Below are 18,047 nucleotides of genomic sequence, written 5' to 3' on the forward strand. Positions count from 1 at the left end.
CTGTGCGCAGGGGCGGGCCGTGTGCGTCGTACGCTCGCGTGCATGACTGTGACCCTCGAAGTCGACAACGGAGTCGGCACGATCCGGCTCGACCGGCCGCCGATGAACGCCCTGGACAGCGCCACGCAGGACCTGCTCAAAGCCGTCGCCGAGGAGGCGACCGGGCGCCGGGAGGTACGGGCGGTGGTGGTGTGGGGCGGTGAGAAGGTGTTCGCGGCGGGCGCGGACATCAAGGAGATGCGGGCCATGTCGTACGAGGACATGGTGGACCGCTCCCGCGGCCTGCAGGACGCCTTCACCGCGGTGGCCCGGATCCCCAAGCCGGTGGTCGCCGCGGTCAACGGATACGCGCTGGGCGGCGGTTGCGAGCTGGCGCTGTGCGCGGACATCCGGATCGCGGCGGAGAACGCCAAGCTGGGCCAGCCCGAGATCCTGCTCGGCCTGATCCCCGGCGCGGGCGGCACCCAGCGGCTGGCCCGGCTGGTCGGCCCCTCCCGGGCCAAGGACCTGATCTTCACCGGCCGTATGGTGGCCGCGCCCGAGGCGCTGTCCCTCGGCCTGGTCGACCGGGTGGTCCCGGCCGAGGAGGTGTACGCGCAGGCGCGCGCCTGGGCCGAGCGGCTGGCCCGCGGTCCCGCGTACGCGCTGCGGGCCGCCAAGGAGGCCGTCGACACGGGTCTCGACACCGACCTGGACACCGGGCTGGCGATCGAACGCGGGCTGTTCGCCGGGCTGTTCGCGACCGAGGACCGGGAGACGGGGATGCGCAGCTTCGTGGAGGACGGGCCGGGCAAGGCCGTCTTCCGCTGAACCGTCACGGAGGGTGGGCAGCCTACCTTAAGACAACCTTAAGAGAGCCTTAAGGATTCTGGGGCTGCCACTCTCCGCTGGGATGGTTGTTCAGTGCAACAGCGCAGGTCCACCCGGCCGTCCGAGGGGGTTTTATGCCGAGGGCATATGCCAGGACTGGGGGACGAACCGGTCTGTTTCGCCGGATGAATTCCCGGGGTTACGCGGCGAAACGGAGCCGTTACGGCCATCATGAGGACCATGGTGGGACGGGGCGGAACAGAACGGCCGCAATGGACGGACGGTGCGGCGAGTCGCACGCTGCTTCTCACCGAGGACGGGGCGGCCAAGGCCCTCGACCTCCTGGGCGACCCGTCGGCGGGCGAGGTCCATCTGACCTCGCGGCCCGAATCCGCCTCCACGGCACGCCGGATGTCGCTGTCCGTGGTCATGGTCTGGGGTGTCGCGCATCTGTCGGACACCGTCGAACTGCTGGTCTCGGAGCTGGTGGGCAATGCCGTACGGCACACCGGCGCCCGTACCTTCGGGCTGCGGATGCGGCGGCGGCGGGGCTGGATGCGGGTCGAGGTGCGCGATCCCTCGCGGGCGCTGCCCTGTCTGCTGCCGGTGCGCCCGCTGGACATCGGGGGGCGCGGGCTGTTCCTCGTGGACGAGCTCTCCGACCGCTGGGGGGTCGACCTCCAGCCGCGGGGGAAGACGACATGGTTCGAGCTGAGGGTCACCGAGCGCTGAGCCGGCGCCGGGGGCCGGGGGCCGGGGATCGGGGGTCGCGGGTCGCGGTCCGGGGTGGCGGTCCCGGACCGGCGGTCCCGGGGCGGTGGTCCCGGGGCGGTGGTCCGGACATGGGAAGAGGCCCTGCCGCGTCGGGGGGGATGACAGCGGCAGGGCCTCTTCTGAACCGCCGCGAAGCAAGGGGGGGTGTGTTCCGCGGCGTCTGTGGAACGGCCGAGCCCGGGTCTCGCGGGGCCGTTGCATTCGACTGTGGCACGGCGGCGGCACGGAGGCAAGTCCCAAACCAGGTTGATTTTCGCAAAGCGGGCGAACCGTTTGTCATTGCAAGGGTGACATCCGCCACTGCCTTCCAAACAATGGCTGAATGTCCTCATAGCCTTCTCATATGGCGTATCTCTATGCGTCCGTCATACATCCGTTCTTGCGTACCGTCGTGTCGTGCCGCCCCCTGCCCCCGGGCTGCCCCTGAGACCGGGGTGGGGGTAGCCCCCACCCGTAATGGGGGAGAAGCCGGATGGGGCGGGCGACGGCCGTACGGAAGAGTCGGTCACGACACGGCGGCACATCCGACGGCCGTGCCCGACCGAGGAGTTGACCCCATGGCCGCCACGACGGCAGGCACCGGACCGGCGGCGGTCTTCCGATCGTTCATCCGCTTCGTGGTCTGCGGCGGCGGGGTCACCCTGCTGGCGAGCGCGGTCCTGCTCGCGATCGGCGACCGGGTGCCGCTCGCACTGGCCAACGCCGTGGTCACCGTGGCGTCCACGGTCCTCGCCACCGAGCTGCACGGCCGGTTCACCTTCGGCCGCGGCCGGGCCGGCTGGAGCGACCACTGCGCGAGCGGGGTCACCGTCCTGGTGTCGTACCTCTTCACCACCGGCGCGCTGCTCGCCTTCGACGCACTGCACCCGGGCGGCGGGGCGCTGACCCGGCAGGGCGTCTACCTCGCCGCCTCCGCGCTGGCCGGGATCGGGCGGTTCCTCGTGCTGCGGCTGGTCGTCTTCTCCGCCGCCCGCACCCGGGCGCGGCCGCCGCGCCTGGTCAGGGACGCGGTGACGGTGGCCGCGTAGGACATGTCGGCTGCTGGGCCTACGCGCCGACCGCGCGCACCGGCCGGTCCGGTGCCGGGCCCGCACGCCGGCCGAGGCGGCGCGGGCGCAGGAGGAGAGCGCGGCGGGACATCTGACGGGGAAGATCGTCCTGACCGGGTGAGCACGGGCCGCCCGCCACGCGACGACGGGCGGGTCGGACATGAAGTCCGGCCCGCCCGCCGTCCGTTGGCGCTGTCACCCGGGGGCGATCAGCTGCCGAGCACCTGGAACTCGTAGAGCGAGTAGCCGTACGCGGTCGCCCGCTGGGTGCCGTAGACACGTACGTACCGGCCGGAGCCCGAGACGTTGAGCGTCTGGTTGCCGCCGGTGCCGGCGGTGGTGCTGTAGACCGACGTCCAGTTGGCGCCGTCGCTGGACGTCTGGATCTGGAACGCCTTGGCGTACGCGGCTTCCCAATTCAGCTTCACCTGGCTGACGGTGTGGCTCGCGCCCAGGTCCACCTGGAGCCACTGCGGGTCGCTGAAGGCGCTCGACCAGCGGGTGCCGTTGTCGCCGTCGGTGGCGGCGGAGGCCGGGTTGGCGGCGTTCTCCGTGGAGGACGCGGTGGTCGGCTTGCCCTGCGAGAGCAGGGTGGCGCCGCCGGTGCCGCTCGGGGTGCCGTTCACCGAGAACTCGTAGAGCGAGTAGCCGTACGCGGTCCCGCGCTGCGTCCCGTAGAACCTGATGTAGCGGCCGGTGCAGTTCACCCCGAGTTCCTGGACGCCGCCGGTGCCGGTCGTGGTGCTGTAGCACGGTGTCCAGTTGTTGGCGTCGTTGGACACCTGGATCTGGAACGCCTTGGCGTACGCCGACTCCCAGTTGAGCTGCACATGGGTGACGTTGTACGACTGGCCGAGGTCGACCTGGAGCCACTGCGGGTCGCTGAACGCGCTGGACCAGCGGGTGGCGGTGTTGCCGTCGGTGGCGGCGGAGGCCGGGTTGGCGGCGTTCTCCGTGGAGGACGCGGTGGTCGGCTTGCCCAGGGCGATGTTGTTGCCGACCGGCGGCGGGGGCGTGGTCGTACCACCACCGCTGCCGGGTCCCTTGTTGTAGACGGCGACCCAGTCGATGTTCATTTGTGCGCCGGAGACGGTGTTGGCGTTGGGGCCGCCGCCGAAGGCGTCGGGGAAGCCGCCGCCCATGGCGAGGTCGTAGATGATGAAGAAGGGGTGGTCGACGGCGTTGGCCCAGGTGGTGGCGTCGACCTGGTTGGCCTTGACGGTGAAGTAGTTGTTGCCGTCGAGGTACCAGCGGATCTGTTCGGGGCTGGTGGAGCGGTCGATTTCGACGGCGTAGTCGTGGTAGCCGGTCTGGCAGCCGCCGCAGGCGTGTTCTCCGCTGCCGATGCCGGTGGATTCGTTGCAGACGCCGCCGGGGTTGGTGCCGCAGTGCAGGGTGCCGAAGACGGAGCTGCGGCCGTTGATGTCCTCGAGGATGTCGACTTCGCCGGATTTGGGCCAGGTGACGCCGTCGCGGAGGGTGGAGCCGAGCATCCAGAACGCGGGCCAGTAGCCGGCGCCGTTGGCGGTGGTGACGTTGGGCTGCTGGATCGACGACTCCATCCGCACCACACCGCCCGCCGGCGCGCCGAAGGACGAGGACTGGGTCTCGATACGGCCCGAGGTCCAGCCGGACCGCGGGTCGGTGCCCGAATGCAGGGCCTTGAGCACCAGGTGGCCGTTGCCGTCCTGGTACACATTGGCCGTGCTGTTCGTCATCGTCTCGATCTCACCGGTACCGAAACTGCTCCCCGGACCGGTGTCGTACTTCCAATCGGCGCCGTTGACGCCGGTGTTGGCGGCGCCCGTGAAGTCGTCGCTCCACGTGGTGGTGAAGCCGGCCGGCGGAGCGGCCACGGCGGCGGGGGCGGCGACGGCGGCCGGGGCGAGTCCGCCGGTCGTACCCGCGGGGGTGGCCGCGCCGCCCGTGCCGGTCGCCGCGGTGAGGCCCGCGACGCTCAGCGCGGCGACGGCCAGGGCGGCGAGGGCGAGGCGGCCCTTGGAGCGGCGGGGGTGGGGGGCGGTGCCGGCGCCGGCGTGCGGTTGGTGGTGCTGTTCGTGGTCTGGTGCCTGTCCGGTGGACATGCGTGATCTCCTGTCCCGATGAGGCCCGGTGGGGCCGGTGTGGGGGGTGCGCGCCCGTTCGCGGCGGTGGGGTGGCGGTGCTGTGCCGGGGGTGCCGGGGGATGGAGAGCGCTTTCGAGAGCGCTCTCCAGGAGCGGCGTGGCCGGTGGTGGCGCCGACCCTCGACGCGTCAGGGCGAATGCAGGCGGTGCAGAGAGCCGTACGCGTCGTCGACGGCGGCCCATGCCGGAATCACGGCGATTTCGGGATACGACGCGGTGGCGGTGGTGACCTGAGCGAACGCTGAGCCCGCGCCACGGTCCGACGTCCGGCCGGCGGGGGCCTCGTACCGCGCCGGCGGCAACGGATGTAACCGTTTCCGGGGCGCGTGGGGCGGCAGCGAAGTGCTGCGTGACATGGGGCTGCTCCTGACCGGGTGGGGGACCGTGTGCAGGGTGGGGCTGGGGTGATGCGTCGTGAGAGCGCTCTCTCGGTCAGGGAGTTGTTTATCCCCCTCGCGGGGTGGCGTCAAGAAGCCGGGAAAAAGTCCGAGGTGGGGAGGGGTGTGCGCAGTAAGCCCTTACATCGGTCCGTGACGTAAGGCCCTTCGCACGGGGTGCCGCAGAGTCCGGCGCGGCAAACGGCGTGGCTACCTCACCGGTTCCGGATCTGCCTCGACCGGCCCGGCCTGCGGGGGAGGGCTGTCGCCGCGGCTGTTCTGCAGGGCGTGGAGCTCACCCAGGAGACTGCCCGGTGTGGTGAGGAGTTCGCCGAATCCGCCGTGTTCGCGGACGCGTCCGTGCTCAAGAACGATGACGCGGTCGACGTCACAGATGTTGGCCAGACGATGGGTGATCAGAACAACGGTACGGCCGGCGGCCAGGGCCCGCAGACGGCTGAACAGCAGGTGCTCACCGCGCGCGTCCAGGGCCGAGGTCGGCTCGTCCATCAGCAGCAGAGCCGTGTCGCGCAGGAAGGCGCGGGCCAGTGCCAAGCGCTGCCACTGGCCGGCGGACAGATCGTGGCCGCCCCAGAAGGAGCGGGCCAGTGAGGTGTCCAGGCCGTGCGGCAGGCCGGCGATGACCGCGTCGGCGCCCGATTGGGCGGCGGCCGCGTGGATCGCCTCGTCGCCGCCGTGGTGCCGGCCCAGGGTGATGGAGTCGCGCACGGTCAGCGGCCAGTCGTAGGTGTTCTGAGCGACGACGGTGACGTGGCGCCACAGCCCTTCGGGGTCGAGGTCGGCGACGGAGACCGGGCCGGACGGGCCGTGCCAGGTCACGGTTCCCGACGCGGGCAGCAGCAGACCGGCGATGATTTTGGACAGGGTGGTCTTGCCGGATCCGTTCTCTCCGACCAGGGCGATGACCTCGCCCCGGTTCAACGTCAAGGTGACGTGGTCCAGGGCGGGCGAGGCGGCCTGCGGGTAGGTGAAGGTGACGCTGTCGAGGTGGACGGAGGTCCAGTCCTCGGGAAGCGGCAGAAAGCCCCGGACGGCGCTGGGGGCGGGTTCCCTGGTGGTGAAGGTGGCCCAGTCGGCGACGTACAGGCCGTGTTCGAACAGGGTCCCGGCGGCGGTGACGGTGTCGGCCAGGGCGGCGCCGGCGGTGCGGATGACCACGGCGACGCCCGCGGCGGTGCCGGGGGCCAGGGAGCCGCGGGCGGTGAGGTAGACCAGGGTGGCGTAGACGGCGGTGGTGCCGATGCCGGCGGCGGCCTGGCCGGTGAGGTGGACGCGGGCGGTGGCCCGGCCGACCCGGGCGGCCTCCTGCTCCAGTTTGTCGGTGGCGGCGCGGTAACGGGCCATCAGGAACGCCGACATGCTGTGCACCCGGACCTCGGCGGCGGCGTCCCGGTAGGTCAGCTCGGTCATCAGCCCGGCACGCCAGCGGCGGGCGGCGGCGGTCTTACGGGCACTGCGATGCGCGACCCGGGCGGCGATGAGACCGGCGGCGCCGTTGGGCACCACGGCGAGCAGCAGCAGCGGAACCAGGACCCAGCTGAGCGTGGCCAGCACCAGGGCCGCCGCGGTCAGCCGCAGCGTGGCGGCCGCGGTGTCCAGGGCGGCCTGGACGAGCTGGTGTCCGCGCCGGGCACCGTCCTCGGCGGCGGTCTTGGCGTTCTCCCAGGCCGGATCCTCGTAGGCGATCAACTCGCTGCGGGTGATGGTCTCCAGCAGTACCTGGGCGGCGTGGTTGTCGACCCGGGGCCCCAGCCGGGCGGTCAGCGCGGTGATGACGGCCTGGAGCACGGAGCGTACGCATCCTGCCGCCAGCAGGGTGATCAGTGCCGGAGCCGCGCGCCCGATGGCGGCGTGCCAGTGGCCGTCGGCGGACAGCAGCGGGGTCAGCGCGTCGGCGGTGGCCAGCAGCCCCAGACCGGTGGCGGCCGCGGAGGCCAGTTCCGCGCAGGTCACACCCACCAGAGCCCGCCGATCGACCCGCCAGGCGAGGCGGAAGGTCAGGGCGAGGTCGGCGGGGGCGCGGGCGGCGATGGAACGCAGGGACGCGCCGGCCAGGGTGCGGGTGTGCGGATCGGCGACGGCCGGGTCGGGGACGAGGATGTCGGTGGCCGCGATCTCGGCGGCGGGTTCGGCGGCCGCGTCGGCGGGGCGCGGCTTGGAGAATCGCATGTCCTCCAAGTGGGGGGTAGCGCGAGGTGGCGGATCAACCCATTAACGGGCCGCAGCCGCAGCCGCAGCCGCTGTCAGACGGTCAGCACGGGGTGCAGGGCGCGGTCGCGCTCGGCCGGTTCGCCGACGGGCTGTCCGTCGACGGCGATCCAGGCGTGGCATTCATGGGGGTCGAAGCGCACGCCGAGGTTCCAGGTGACGGGGAGCCGGTGGGCCCAGCAGAGCAGGGCGGCGGCCAGGCTGGTCTCCAGGCAGGCCGCGCGTCCGGGGTACCAGGCGCAGGCCCGGCGAACAGCCGTGAGGGCGGCCGACGCCTGTCCGGTATCGACCGTGCGGTGGCCTCCGGCCCGGTGTCGGAGGCCATGGGCGAGGCGGACCACGGTGGAGGTCGGCAGTATGTGCAGCATCGCCGCCGCTGCCCACAGCGCGGCCGGGGCTCCTCGCTCGGGGGCGGTGGATGCGACCTCGCTGCACTCCGTGCGGCCGGACGCGGGCACGGGCTGGGCGGGAATGCGGGGGGTTCGGGGCACCTTCGCCCCGGCCGGCGCGGCCGAGAGCACGCCCATGGCGAGCAGTTGCTCGGCGAGGTCCGCCAGGTCCGCGCCGACCTTCATCGCGGGCACACCGGCCAGTGGACCAGGTGCGGTTGAGATTGCGGCCGGATCGTCGCTGTCCGGGTCGGTCAGGAGTTCCCACAGGGCGGCGGCAGTGGGGTTGAGCCAGTACCAGCGGCCGGTTCCCAGGTTCAGGATCGCGCCCCCGCGCTCGCCCGTGTGCCAGTGGACGCCGTCGTTCACCCGCCAGCGCATGCCGCCTCCTGCGGGTTCGGGTCGGTCGTCCACCAGGTGGCGCGGTCTCGGAGCACGGTGGTCAGCCAGGTCTCGGCGCAGATGAGCAGGCGCAGGTCGGACAGCGGTCCGGCGCCGACGACGGCCCGGTCCAGGCCGGCGCGGGCCGCGGTTCTGTCGAGGAGTCCGGCGGCGGCGAGCCGGGAGGTGCCGATGATTTCGCGCAGCCAGGCGTGGCGGCGTTGGACACCGGCGTGTCCGGTGCCGTCGAAGGCTCCGCTGGAGGTGCGCTCCAGCAGCAGCGCGGGCACGGTCGGTGCGAGGCCGTTGAGCAGCGGTTTGTAGGAATGCCCCGGCAGCCGCTCCAGCGGGTCGGAGGCGACGCAGGCGCGGATGACGGCGTTGTCGAGGTACGGCAGGTGCAGGGCATGGACACCGTCGTCGGCGGCGATCCGCAGCAGGTCGCCGTGCTGGGCGCCAGAGGCCCAGATGCCCTGCCACTGGTGGACCAGGCCCGGTTCCAGGTCGGCCGGTGCCCAGGAGGCGCTGTCGGATACGAGTGCGGCGAGCGCGTCACGGCCGGGCCGGGTGAGCCAGCCGGTGGCCGGCCGGGTCGCGCACCAGGTCAGCGGGTTCGCCGACGGGGCCAGGGGATCGGGCCCGCGCAGTCGGCTGGCCAGGCAGGCCAGCGCACCGGGATAGGAGGTGCGGGCCAGAGCGGCGGTGCGGAGCCAGGTCTGCTGGACCGAACGCAGGCCGACCCGCGACCAGGTGGCCCCGCCGACGGCGGCGTCGCGCAGTCGGCGTTGCCGCAGCAGGTCGGCGAGCAGGGCCGGGTCCCCGGTCAGTACGGCGTCCCCTCCTTCCCCGCACAGGTGCATGTCGGATCCGCAGTCCGCGACGGCGGCGTGCATGGTGCGAAGGAGGCCCAGGACACCCAGGGCCAGGACGGGGGCGTCGGTGACCGGGACCGCCGCCGGGTCCGACAAGCGCGCGTAGTCCGTGGTGCCCGCGTCACCGGTGACGATCCGGTGGTCCATGCCGGGAAAGGCGGTGGCGACGGCCCGCGCGTAGTCCAGGTCGGCGTTCACCGAGCGGTCGTCGGTGTAGGTGAAGGCGGTGATCTCTGTCCGCTGCGAGGCCAGACAGGCCAGGGTGGAGCTGTCCTTGCCGCCGCTCAGGTCGGCCGACGGTTGCCGGGAAGCGGCCATTCGCAGATCCACCGCCTCGGTCAGTGCCGCGGCCACCGCCTCCCGGGCCTCCGGATCAATGGGCGGTCGCAGGTCTTCGTAGGCCACAGTGCGCGGTCCGGCGACGTCCACGACGAGCTCGCTGCCCGGCGGAACCCGGTGCACACCGGGGAAATAGCTGTGCGACCCGAAGGCGTCGACGCCGCTCAAGGCGATGCCCGCGACCACGCGTACCAGGTCCGGCTCGGCGCCGGTCAGCGCGGCCAGTGGGGCCGCCGCCGTGGCCCAGACGAGAGTTCCGTCGCCCGGGCACGTGTAGAACACCGGCCACAGTCCCGCCAGATCGCCGCGCACCCGCAGGCCCCGGCCGTTCTGCACGACGGTCAGATGCGACCCGGCCCAGCGGCTGCCCGCCGCGGTGGCGGGCGTCAGCGCGTCGTCGTCGGCTCCGCAGCTGCCCGCCACCGTCACGCTCCCGTCCGGGCCAACGGCGGTGCGTACTTCGGCCGGCGCCAGGGCCACTGTCCATATCGGCCACCGACACCCCGTCACCTGTCTTCCACCGAGCGGATACCGCGCACCCGACCCGACCCCGTCGGGGTGCCACATTCCGGAGGCCATCCGCATGGTCGTTCCCTTCCTCGCCCGATGACGCGGTGGTACCGGGTGCGCGGACATGTTCCGGCCCGCGCGCCCGGCAGCGGCGGTGCTACTTGTCGTAGTACTCGGTGCGGTCCTGGCGGTTGGCGCCGTTGCGGCCCAGGGTCACGGACACGACCTCGCCGCCGTCCACGACGACGGGCGCGGCGTAGGTGTACTGGGAGCTGTTGTCCTGGGCCGGTTCGGCCACGACGGTGTTGTCGGACTCCTGCATCACGAGACCTCCTGCTCGGTCCGGCCGGGGTGCCGGGGCTGAACCCAGGAAAGGCCCGTACATCGGTGCGAAGCGAGAGCGGTTGCCGGTGCGAACCGGTTCGCACCGCGATGCGAATTGCCCGCACTGCTCCCGCACCGGGTACCGCCGGCGCTAACGTCGAAACAAGAGTCACCCCGTGCGCCCGCTGCCACGTCGGAGCCGCAGATGACCGAACCCGATCGCCGCAACGAGCGCCTGGCCACGTGGATCCACACCACTGGCCTGTCCCGCTCGCTTCTGGCCAAAGAGCTGCGCAAGACCGGCATGGAGATGGGTTACCGGGACCTCGCTCCGGACGCCTCCCGCATCACCCGCTGGCTGTCCGGAGAGATCCCCCGGGCCCCGATGCCCGCGGTCCTGGCCGTGACCCTCAGCCGCCTGTGCCGTACCGAAAGACCGCTGACCGCAGCCGACCTCGGCCTCACCATCGCCGGGAGCGCACCACCGCCCCACGGTGGCGACGCCGTGGTGCGCGCCCTGCTCGACACCACCGGGAGCGACCTGATGACCGAACCCGACGCCCCGGACCACCCAGGCGAACCCCTCTCCGGCGAAGCCCTGGTCGACCGCGTCCAGGGCTGGCTCCACCTCGGTACCGGGCCGCTGCCCGAGCCCGTCCGCACCCCGCACATCGACCACCACGACGTCGCGCGCATCCGCGCTGCCACCGACGTGTTCCGCACCTGGGACAACGCCCACGGCGGTCTGTCCCGCGACGCAGTCGTCGCCCAACTGCGCGCGACCACCCAACTGCTGCGCAACGCCCGCCCCCGCGACGCCGTCGGCCGCGACCTGTTCGCCGCCGTCGCCGACCTCGCCTCGGTCGCCGGCTGGATGACCTACGACATCGGCAGACATGTCCAGGCACAGGAGTACTTCCTGCTGGGCCTGGACGCCGCCCGGGAAGCCGGCGACCCGGCCGTCGCCGGACACCTGCTCAACTGCATGGCCCGCCAGGCCAGCCACCTGGGCCGCATCGACGACGCGCTCGAACTGGTCGAACTCGCCCAGTACGGCACCCGCCGCCTGCCGCCGGGACGCACCCGGGCCGTCCTGTGCGCCCTGGAGGCCCGCTGCCGTGCCACCCTCGGAGATCTCGGCGGCTTCACCCGCGCCGTGGGCGCCTCTCATGACGCACTGGAGCAGGCCGGCCCGCACGACCCCGTCTTCGTCCAGTGGTTCGACCACGCCGAGCACCAAGTCACCATCGGCGTCTGCCATCTCATCGCCGCGGGTCGGCGACCCGAGCACGCCGCGACCGCCGTCCACGCCATCCAAGAGGGCACCGCCCTGCGCCCGGAAGGCCGCGTGCGCTCGCGGGCCTTCGACCAGATCGCCCTCGCCCGCGCCTACACCGCCAACAACGAACTCGACGGCGCCGACACCGCGACGAGTGCCGCCCTGGATCTCATGGGCAATCTCGGATCCACCCGCGTCCCGGGACGCCTGGCCGAACTGGACACCGAACTCGCCGCGGCCGGACCCGCCACCGCGCCCACCCGGGAGAGGATCGCCGCGGCCTTGGCGCCCGCGAGTCAGACCACAACTGCCCTGCGCCGTTGCCGGTGAGGCGCGGGGGCCCGACTACGGCGAGGCCCGGAGTCCACGTCGGCTGGGGAGGCCGGTGCGGGCGGCGGCCACGCGGGTGAGCAGCGTGACTCCGGCCAGCGTGGCGGCGATCGCCGCGAAGATCACGATGTTGATCCAGAGCGGAACGAGTTGCAGATGAGTCCCGTCGCCCCACCGGCATTCGCGCGAGAGCGGCAACATGTGCTCGACAAGGCGTACTTCGCCCCGGGGCCCTTCGTCGCGCATGGGGTTTCCGGCGGCCTTGGCGCATGCCGCCCGGTCGCCCCCGGGGTCGAGGCCGATGAAGAACCCACCCACGCAGGCGAGAAGGCCGGCGCTGAGACCGAGTGCCATGAGTTCGATGCCGCGGCCCGGCCCGCCCCGGAGCCGGGAGAAGAACGCGCGCCGCGTCAAAACCAGATGGACGGCCTTGACGAGCAGCAGGCCGGCCGAGAACGGAAGGGCGACGAGGGCCGCTCCTAACAGGGCGCCCGCGGTGGTGAAGTCGGAGATCAACGGGCGGCTTTCGTACGTCGGGGACCGCCGTGGCGGGCGGTGCGGGCGGATCGCTGCCAGTGTCTCCGCGCCGACCCGTAACGGCAAAGCGTCCGGCAAAGCGTCCGGGAACCCGAGCGGGCTCCAACTCCGGTTACGCCGGGGCTCCGTGGGCGGTCGGCGGGGAAACGCCGAAAAAGGGCACGGAAAAGCCCCCGCGTGGCGGGCGCCCCGGGGGAGGGGAACGCCGGCCGCGCGGGGGCCCGGGGCGTCAGAGAGTCAGCCGCACTTCCTGCGGGTCGTGATCACTCGTCTGATCCGCGAACTCCGCGTTGATGTGCACCACGTCGTAGTCGACGTGCTTCAGCGCCGGGCTCACCAGAATGTGGTCGAGCACCTGCGAATTGCCCTCGTACACGTACGAGTAGCGCTCCGCCGCCGGCAGCGTGTTGACCAGGTCCGTGAGGACCTGGCCGTTGCCGGTCAGGGCGAGGACCGCCGGGGCGAACTGGTAGTCGTTGAGGTCGCCGAGCACGACCACATTGGCGTGCGGATCGGCCTTCTCCAGCTGCGCGACGAAGTCGTGCTCGATGATCGCCTGCCGCACCCGCTGCACCTCGGAGCTGCGCACCGGCGGCTGGAAGCGGCTGTCGATGCCCTGGTCGCCGCCCTTGCTGTCGAAGTGGTTGGCGATCACGAAGAGCTTCTTGCCGCGGAAGGTGAACTCGCCCACCAGCGGCTTGCGGCTGGTGTTCCACGCCGGGTCGTTCGGCGCGATCCGGCCGGGGGAGAAGGTCAGCGCGGTCTTGTCGCCCTTGCCGGTGACGCCGACCGCGGTGGTGGAGTCGCCGCCCGGGCGGTCCACGAAGGAGACCCGCTTGGCGTCGAAGAGGAAGACCGAGCGGATGTTGCCGCCGGGCTGCCCGCCGTCCTTGTCGTTCACCGGGTCGATCTGACGCCAGTCGTAGCGCGGGCCGCCGGCCGCCACGATGGCGTCGGTGAGCTTGGTGAGCGTCTGGTCCGCGGCGACCGTGCCGTTGTCGGTGGCGCCGTTGTTGTCCTGGATCTCCTCCAGGGCCACGATGTCGGGCGAACGCAGGTTGGTGACAAGGCCCTTGGCCAGCCGGTCGAACTTCGACTGGTCGTTGCCGGGCGCGAGGTTCTCCACGTTGTACGTGGCGACGGTCGCCTGGCTGGTGGACGCCTTGGCGGTCACCTCGGGCTTGAGGCCGCCGCTCTTGACCGTGCCGAGGGTACGGGCCTGGATGACGTACGTGCCCGCGAACTGGCTGTAGTCCAGCGGGCCCGCGGTCTTGCCGCGCAGCGTGTCGCCGACGTTCGCGGTCGGGAACGCCGAGGTGGCCGCCGGGATCAGCGACTGCACCATCAGACGGCCGGAGTTGGGGTTGTCGTAACCCGTGTAGAGGGTGCCGCCGCGCTTGGTGGCGTTCTGCTTCGGCTTCACCGTGACCCACAGCTCGGCGTACGTGTCGGTGGCGCCGACCACGCGGGTGTCCGCGACCTGGACGTACATCCCTTCGAGGGACGCGTACAGGTCGAGCGCGTACTCCGAGGGCCGCAGGGGCAGGTTCTCGATGGTGCCGCCGCCCGCGCTCGGGGCGAAGGCCGCGGGCACCGCTCGGTCGTCGAGGACGACGGGCGCGGGCAGCGCGTTGCCGCTGGAGAGCTTGGTCACCGTGGGCTTGGTGATCTCGGTGACCGCCTGCACGCCGGTGTCGGCGCCGCCCGGGTAGTACTGGGAGACCGTGCCGGCGACCGACACGCTGTCCCCGACGGCGACCGTGGGGCTGGAGCTGGTGAAGACGAAGACGCCTTCGCTGGTGCGGGGGTTGTCGTCCGGGTGCGGGTCCTGGGCCCAGAAGCCCTTCGAGGAGCCGAAGTCCCGTACACCGGTGACGATTCCGGTCGCGCCGGTGATCTGCTTGCCCGCCAGCGGGGAGACCCGGGTGTCGCCCTGGATGTCGTGGATCTTCGCCTCGGTCGCCGGCTCGGTGGTCGGCGGCGTGGTCGGGCCCGTCGGGGGAGTGGTGGTCGGCGAGTCGGTGGGCCCGGTCGTCGGGCCGCCGGTGCCACCGGAGTTGACCGGCGAGGGGTCGCCCGAAGTGAAGTCGGCGGCGTTGTCGTCGGTGTCCTTGAGGGCCGAATCGCGCGACACGGAGGCGGTGTTGCTCGCGCCCGCGGCGGCGCCGCCGCCCTCGTGGACGGTGGCGGTGCCGTAGCCGACCAGGTCCTTGATCCGGGAGTCGGCGGCGCAGTCCGCGGCCGTCACGCAGGTCAGCGGGTCCGTGCCCGAGACCAGGGCGACCGTGCCGGTGGTGCCCGACAGCGCGAGCGTGCCGCTGGCGTCGGGGGTCGGCAGCGATGTCGTACCGCCCGTGCCGGCGGACTCGCCGACGAGGTAACGGCCGCCGCCGGCCAGCGAACCGGTCAGCGGGGTGACCTGCCACTTGGAGCTGGCGGTCGGGCTGCCGGGGAGGTACTGCACGCTGTAGTTGCCGAGACTCAGCGACGCGGCACCGGCGTTGGCGAGCTCGATGAAGTCATTGGTGTACGTGGCGCCGGAGTTGCCGCCGCCTCCGTACACCTCGGCGATCAGGGCGTCGGCGGACGGCGTGGCGAAAGCGGAGTGAACGCCCACGCCCGCGAGGACGACGGCGCCGGCTATGCCGATCGGCAGGATACGTCTGCGGAGACGGGACGGGCCTGGTCTCGCGGAGCGAGGCGTGGCGTCTGAGGGGTGCGACACCGGAGGGTATCTCCTTCTTGGGGAGCGGCCATTGCTGACAGCGCGTCACACCCCGCGAGGGGAGCCACGCGCGACCGGGGCTCAAGATACGCGCGTAGATACGGTCGTAGAAGCGGTTCGCGGGTTAAATCTGCGTGTGGGTCAGTGGTACGGGATCGCACGCCGGGGCGTATGGGGCGCACTTTGCGGCTCTTTGTCCGGGACGGCTCGGGGCGGTTTGCGACGGCTCGCGGTGGTCCGGGGCGGTGTTCGGCCGGCCCTCAAGGAAGTTGTGCGAGGCGGTTGATCGCGGGGGTGGGGCGGACGGTCACTGCCCGACGCGACCGGGCGGGCCGCTCGCGCGGCGCTCGCGGTGGGCGTGCGCGCGATGACCGGTGCCGATCGCCACGCCCTGGAGGCGCGGGGCCGAACGATTTCGCGTCCTGTCCGCCTGCGGCCGTCCGGGACTTCCCGGGGGCGGCGTGTGCCGGCCGAAGGGGCCGCACCCGGTACGGCGGGTGCGGTGCCGGTCCTGTCGAGCACGATCGTGTCCACCTCGCGGGTGGACTCCGGGACTTCGGCGCCCGCCGGGCGTCCGGCCGGTGGTCGGCCGGACGCCGGAGCCGACGGCGGTGTCAGTGGCAGGTGCCGCAGCAACTGGTCGCCGGGGGCTCGGGAGCGGAGGCGACCTCGTAGCCGGCCCCCTGGACCGCGGCGGTGACCGCCGCGTCGTCGACGACGGCGCTGGACGTGACGGACACCCGGCCGGTGGCCAGGTCGACGTCGACGTGATCGACGCCGGGAACTTTCTCGACCTCTGCCGTGACGGACATGACGCAGTGTCCGCACGTCATGCCGGTGACCGTGTAGACGGCCGTGGATTGGGGCGACGTGGTTGCGGCCATGGTGAACCTCTCCTCGCTCTCGGTGGGCCGTCGCCTCGTGCGGCGCCGGCCATGGACCAAGATACCCCCAGGGGGTATCAGATCAAGCGTGATCCGGGTCTCCCTTCCCGCGCGGCGCCGACGGCGGCCCTTCTGTCCCACCGGACTGGCGGAAATACCCCCGGGGGGTATATTGCTCCCGTCAACACATACCCCCCTCCGGTACAGGAACCTCTGATGTCAATATCGACCGCACCCGCGTATCCACGCCGCTGGACCGCCCTCGCGCTGATCGCCCTGGCGCAGTTCATGGTGATCATGGACACGTCGATCATCGGCGTGGCCCTGCCCAAGATGCAGACCGACCTGGGCTTCTCACAGGAGAACCTGTCCTGGGTCTTCAACGCCTACGTCGTCGCCTTCGGCGGCCTGCTGCTCCTCGGCGGACGCCTCTCGGACCTGTTCGGCGCCAAACGCCTGTTCACCGCCGGCTGGATCGTCATGGCCGCCGGCTCCCTGACCGCCGGCCTGGCCGGGCAGGTCTGGGTCGAACTGACCGGCCGCGCCGTGCAGGGCGTCGGCGCCGCACTGATCGCGCCGTCCGCGCTCACGCTGCTGATGATGCTCTTCGGCACCGATCCCAAAGAGCTGACCAAGGCCTTCGCCCTGTACGGCGCGGCCGCCCCGGCCGGCGGCACCGCAGGCGTCTTCCTCGGCGGCGTCATCACCCAGTACGCCTCCTGGCCCTGGGTGTTCTACATCAACGTCCCCATCGCCCTGCTCGTCCTGGCCCTCACTCCGGCCGTCATGCCCTCCGCCCCGGCCCGCCGCGGCTCCATCGACCTGGCCGGCGCGCTCACCGTCACCGCGGGGCTCGCCACCACCGTCTACGCCATCGTCCGCGCACCCGAAACCGGCTGGGGCTCACTCCGGACCTGGCTGGTTCTGCTCGCCGGCCTGGCACTGGTCGCCGCGTTCGTCGCCATCCAGTCCAAGCGCCAGGAACCCCTGATGCGCCCGGCCATCTGGCGCACGCCCCACCTGGCGGGTGCCAACATCGCCCAACTGCTGATGGCCGCGGCCTGGATCCCCATGTGGTTCTTCCTCAACCTCTACCTCCAGCAGGTCCTCGGCCTGGGCGCCTTCGCCTCCGGATCCGCGCTGCTCCCCATGACGGTCGCCATCATGATCATGATGATCGTCCTCGCACCCCGGCTGATCACCCGCTTCGGACCCAAGCCCCTGATCGTCACCGGGCTCCTCGCACTGGCCGCCGGCATGCTCTGGCTGTCCTTCGCCCGACCTGACGGCAGCTTCGTGGTCGACGTCCTGCCCGCTTCCCTCCTCGCGGCGGCCGGTATGTCCCTGGCCTTCATCCCCTCCCTCGGCACCGCACTCTCCAGCGCGCGCCCCGAAGAAGGCGGCCTCGCCTCCGGCATCGTCAACACCAGCTACCAGGTCGGCTCCGCGCTCGGCCTCGCCGCCATGACCGCCATCGCCGCCGCCCACGGCGCCAATCAACTGGGGAACCCGACAGCCCTCACCAACGGATTCTCCGCCGCCTTCCTCGGCGCCGCCGTACTGGCCGCCGTCGGCGCGGGCGCCTCCCTCCTGACCCTGCGCACCCCGCCCACAAGCGACCAGGCCGAGAACGACGAGAGGCCCGAATACAAGGCAGCCGTCTGAGCCCCGCGCCTTTACCGTAAACGACGCACCCCCGCCGTCACGGCCGCCGGACGCGGACAGCAGTCCACGTCCAGCGGCCGGCCCGGGGCAACCCCAGCGAAGGCACGCGCCCTGACTCTGCGTACGTTCGGCCACATGACTGACGACTGCTTCGCGCATCCATGACTCGCCGCGATCTACGCTCCGCTCGACCCCGACCGCGGCGACCTCGCTGCGTACCTGCGGATGGCAGAAGAGTGCGAGGCGCAACGAGCACTGGACATCGGTTGCGGCACAGGGGTGTTCGCACTTCTCCTGGCCGACCGCTGATCCGCGGACCTGGCAGACGACGCTACGGGGAGCGCACGGAGCGCCGCGGCCCGGCGGGTATCCGGTCTTCGAGACGCGCGATCCGGACGGACATGTGCTGGCATCGGATTCGACGCTGCGCTTCCGCGAGAGGGACGTT

13 protein-coding genes and 1 pseudogene are annotated in these 18,047 nt (G+C 71.9%); 6 read left to right on the top strand and 8 right to left on the bottom strand.

Annotated features, from left to right (window positions below):
• Positions 1–42 precede the first annotated feature (42 nt).
• The 3 genes from OHA30_RS25805 to OHA30_RS25815 all read left to right on the top strand — a co-directional run bounded on the left by OHA30_RS25805 (position 43) and on the right by OHA30_RS25815 (position 2,612).
• Positions 43–810 carry an enoyl-CoA hydratase/isomerase family protein gene (locus tag OHA30_RS25805; RefSeq protein WP_328916260.1) on the top strand — a complete coding sequence of 256 codons (768 nt, stop codon included), beginning with the start codon at positions 43–45 and terminating at the stop codon, positions 808–810.
• Between the two features lie 240 nt (positions 811–1,050).
• Positions 1,051–1,542, top strand: a complete 492-nt coding sequence (locus OHA30_RS25810) for an ATP-binding protein (protein WP_328916261.1) — start codon at positions 1,051–1,053, stop codon at positions 1,540–1,542.
• Between the two features lie 599 nt (positions 1,543–2,141).
• Positions 2,142–2,612 (top strand): hypothetical protein, encoded by a 471-nt coding sequence (locus tag OHA30_RS25815; protein WP_328916262.1) that lies wholly within the window; start codon positions 2,142–2,144, stop codon positions 2,610–2,612.
• A 230-nt stretch (positions 2,613–2,842) separates the two neighbouring features.
• On the opposite strand, the gene OHA30_RS25820 is transcribed toward OHA30_RS25815, so the two are convergent.
• The 5 genes from OHA30_RS25820 to OHA30_RS25840 form a co-directional block, all read right to left on the bottom strand.
• Positions 2,843–4,717 carry a discoidin domain-containing protein gene (locus OHA30_RS25820; RefSeq protein ID WP_328916263.1) on the bottom strand — a complete coding sequence of 625 codons (1,875 nt, stop codon included), beginning with the start codon at positions 4,715–4,717 and terminating at the stop codon, positions 2,843–2,845.
• A 628-nt stretch (positions 4,718–5,345) separates the two neighbouring features.
• Complete coding sequence (locus tag OHA30_RS25825; protein WP_328916264.1) at positions 5,346–7,325, bottom strand: ABC transporter ATP-binding protein; 1,980 nt, start codon at positions 7,323–7,325, stop codon at positions 5,346–5,348.
• 74 nt (positions 7,326–7,399) lie between these two features.
• Positions 7,400–8,134, bottom strand: a complete 735-nt coding sequence (locus tag OHA30_RS25830) for a lasso peptide biosynthesis B2 protein (protein WP_328916265.1) — start codon at positions 8,132–8,134, stop codon at positions 7,400–7,402.
• A complete protein-coding gene (locus OHA30_RS25835) occupies positions 8,119–9,768 on the bottom strand; it encodes an asparagine synthase-related protein (protein ID WP_328916266.1) in 1,650 nt (549 codons plus the stop codon). Before OHA30_RS25835 ends, OHA30_RS25830 begins: the two co-directional genes overlap by 16 nt.
• 244 nt (positions 9,769–10,012) lie before the next feature.
• Complete coding sequence (locus OHA30_RS25840) at positions 10,013–10,180, bottom strand: hypothetical protein (RefSeq protein ID WP_328916267.1); 168 nt, start codon at positions 10,178–10,180, stop codon at positions 10,013–10,015.
• A 204-nt stretch (positions 10,181–10,384) separates the two neighbouring features.
• On the opposite strand from OHA30_RS25840, the gene OHA30_RS25845 reads away from it, so the two are divergent.
• Entirely contained in the window at positions 10,385–11,788 is a 1,404-nt protein-coding gene (locus OHA30_RS25845; RefSeq protein WP_328916268.1) for a transcriptional regulator, read from the top strand.
• A 15-nt stretch (positions 11,789–11,803) separates the two neighbouring features.
• Here the strand turns inward: OHA30_RS25845 and OHA30_RS25850 are convergent, their stop codons facing one another.
• The 3 genes from OHA30_RS25850 to OHA30_RS25860 all read right to left on the bottom strand — a co-directional run bounded on the left by OHA30_RS25850 (position 11,804) and on the right by OHA30_RS25860 (position 15,934).
• The gene (locus OHA30_RS25850) at positions 11,804–12,304 is read right to left on the bottom strand and encodes a hypothetical protein (protein WP_328916269.1); all 501 of its coding nucleotides are present in this window, start codon (positions 12,302–12,304) and stop codon (positions 11,804–11,806) included.
• A 250-nt stretch (positions 12,305–12,554) separates the two neighbouring features.
• Entirely contained in the window at positions 12,555–14,984 is a 2,430-nt protein-coding gene (locus OHA30_RS25855) for an endonuclease/exonuclease/phosphatase family protein (protein ID WP_328917999.1), read from the bottom strand.
• 680 nt (positions 14,985–15,664) lie between these two features.
• Complete coding sequence (locus OHA30_RS25860) at positions 15,665–15,934, bottom strand: heavy-metal-associated domain-containing protein (RefSeq protein ID WP_328916270.1); 270 nt, start codon at positions 15,932–15,934, stop codon at positions 15,665–15,667.
• A 216-nt stretch (positions 15,935–16,150) separates the two neighbouring features.
• Here OHA30_RS25860 and OHA30_RS25865 point away from each other — a divergent pair, with 216 nt between their 5' ends.
• Positions 16,151–17,599, top strand: a complete 1,449-nt coding sequence (locus tag OHA30_RS25865; protein WP_328916271.1) for an MFS transporter — start codon at positions 16,151–16,153, stop codon at positions 17,597–17,599.
• Between the two features lie 174 nt (positions 17,600–17,773).
• Positions 17,774–18,044: pseudogene (locus OHA30_RS25870) on the top strand (hypothetical protein); the annotation flags it as partial.
• Positions 18,045–18,047 lie beyond the last annotated feature (3 nt).

The sequence above is a fragment of the Streptomyces sp. NBC_00223 genome (assembly GCF_036199905.1).
Lineage (GTDB): Bacteria > Actinomycetota > Actinomycetes > Streptomycetales > Streptomycetaceae > Actinacidiphila.

Excerpts from the sequence above, each read along its gene's own strand:
- OHA30_RS25805 (WP_328916260.1), top strand. The coding sequence starts at position 43 with ATGACTGTGACCCTCGAAGTCGACAACGGAGTCGGCACGATCCGGCTC.
- OHA30_RS25810 (WP_328916261.1), top strand. The coding sequence starts at position 1,051 with ATGGTGGGACGGGGCGGAACAGAACGGCCGCAATGGACGGACGGTGCG.
- OHA30_RS25815 (WP_328916262.1), top strand. The coding sequence starts at position 2,142 with ATGGCCGCCACGACGGCAGGCACCGGACCGGCGGCGGTCTTCCGATCG.
- OHA30_RS25820 (WP_328916263.1), bottom strand. The coding sequence starts at position 4,717 with ATGTCCACCGGACAGGCACCAGACCACGAACAGCACCACCAACCGCAC.
- OHA30_RS25825 (WP_328916264.1), bottom strand. The coding sequence starts at position 7,325 with ATGCGATTCTCCAAGCCGCGCCCCGCCGACGCGGCCGCCGAACCCGCC.
- OHA30_RS25830 (WP_328916265.1), bottom strand. The coding sequence starts at position 8,134 with ATGCGCTGGCGGGTGAACGACGGCGTCCACTGGCACACGGGCGAGCGC.
- OHA30_RS25845 (WP_328916268.1), top strand. The coding sequence starts at position 10,385 with ATGACCGAACCCGATCGCCGCAACGAGCGCCTGGCCACGTGGATCCAC.
- OHA30_RS25860 (WP_328916270.1), bottom strand. The coding sequence starts at position 15,934 with ATGGCCGCAACCACGTCGCCCCAATCCACGGCCGTCTACACGGTCACC.
- OHA30_RS25865 (WP_328916271.1), top strand. The coding sequence starts at position 16,151 with ATGTCAATATCGACCGCACCCGCGTATCCACGCCGCTGGACCGCCCTC.